The organism is Herbiconiux daphne (assembly GCF_024979295.1).
GTDB classification, from domain to species: Bacteria; Actinomycetota; Actinomycetes; order Actinomycetales; family Microbacteriaceae; genus Herbiconiux; species Herbiconiux daphnes.
On the sequence record NZ_JANLCJ010000097.1, the window covers coordinates 1 to 1373 of the forward strand.

3 protein-coding genes are annotated in these 1373 nt (G+C 42.1%); all 3 read right to left on the reverse strand.

Going from position 1 to position 1373, the window contains the following annotated elements; all coding sequences use genetic code 11:
* Positions 1-526 (reverse strand): hypothetical protein (locus N1032_RS23240; protein WP_259542716.1); only part of this gene is annotated, 526 nt, incomplete at its 3' end.
* 83 nt (positions 527-609) lie between these two features.
* The gene (locus N1032_RS23245) at positions 610-1221 is read right to left on the reverse strand and encodes a hypothetical protein (protein ID WP_259542717.1); all 612 of its coding nucleotides are present in this window, start codon (positions 1219-1221) and stop codon (positions 610-612) included.
* A partial coding sequence (locus tag N1032_RS23250; protein ID WP_259542718.1) for a major capsid protein occupies positions 1191-1373 on the reverse strand: 183 nt, incomplete at its 5' end. The genes N1032_RS23250 and N1032_RS23245, both read right to left, overlap by 31 nt.

Genomic DNA, 1373 nt, shown 5'->3' on the forward strand with positions numbered 1-1373 from the left:
TTTCATATTCCATACAAATCCTATAGGCATTATCTTCATCATTGGCAAGAGCAGCTTCGATTTCAGCAGCACCAAAGAAACGAATATTATATCTACGAGAAGCCCGAATAACAATCAAATCACGGAAGCATTGTGGCATCTCATCATATTCTTGTAGCTCAACCATCTTAACTTGGATGGGAGCATCAAATTTATCAGTGCTTGCTGTTGAGTCAAACACTAAATCATTACGTCTACGGTAGTTGGTAGCACCATCTGTAGACATTACACGGAGATATTTATCAAGATATTTGATATTCTTCGTGACATTGTTTGGGGTAAGGGTCATAGACTCGACAGTATTCCAAGTCCATCCCTGAGCTTGCACTTCTCGATTAGCGTTACGAAGACAACGTAGAGCATTAGCAACGTCAGCATTATCATCTGCACCTTCTATTTCAGTGATTGCAGTTTCACCAATACAGGACAGAATATCGTTAATAGCTTCGAGTTCGGCATCAGATTGGATAAAGGCATCATTCGCCATATCGTTATCCTCCTAATCGAAAAAACCAAAAAAACCTCCTATCCCACTATTTCAGGGAAGGAGGCTTAAATTATTTACAGGTGTTATGTCACGTTCACAGTTAACTGGAAGAGAGCATCTTTGTTCCCTGTCAGCAACATAATAACTGATTGTCCTACATCTACAGCATCTACAGTAATTACATTACCAGAGAAAGAAGCAGTTACTTTGGTAGCATCTGAATTAGATTGAACAGAAGAACCATAACCTGTGCCAGTATTACCTGACTCGTGGAAAGTCCCTTTGAACTGTTTACCTTTATCAATACTAATTGTTCCTACGTTCTTACCACCTGCTGTATAGGTTCCGTCAGTAGTAGAGTCTTTATCAATTACAAAAGTTCGTTGGTCATTAAGAGTAGTGGTTCCAGTCAAGGTATTACCATCTGCATCTGTTACTAACCAATCAATACTACCTACTACCAACCTTGGGTTAGTAAGGTCAATAGAGATAGAAGCATCAGCTTTATCTACTTCTTCATCATTAAAGATTTCAATTCCCTGAGTAGCCTTAGCATTGAAGGGAGCTTTACCCCCAGTCCAAGTAGCGGTCAGAGTTCCACCCGCCCCTAACGTAGCAGAGGCAGGTTTATTAGACCAAGCTAAGGTATTCGGATTACCCGGACTTACGGCTTTGCAACCACCAGAGCACCACAAGCTTCAGGACGCAGAACGCCGTGACCCATTGCGTATTTACCGATGATAGCATCAGCCTGATACTCAGAGCGACGTGCGCGTTCCAGAGACAGGTCTTTCAGTTTCACGGTGCCCAGAGCAGAACGGTGAGCTACCAGAGCAACCAAGTTAGT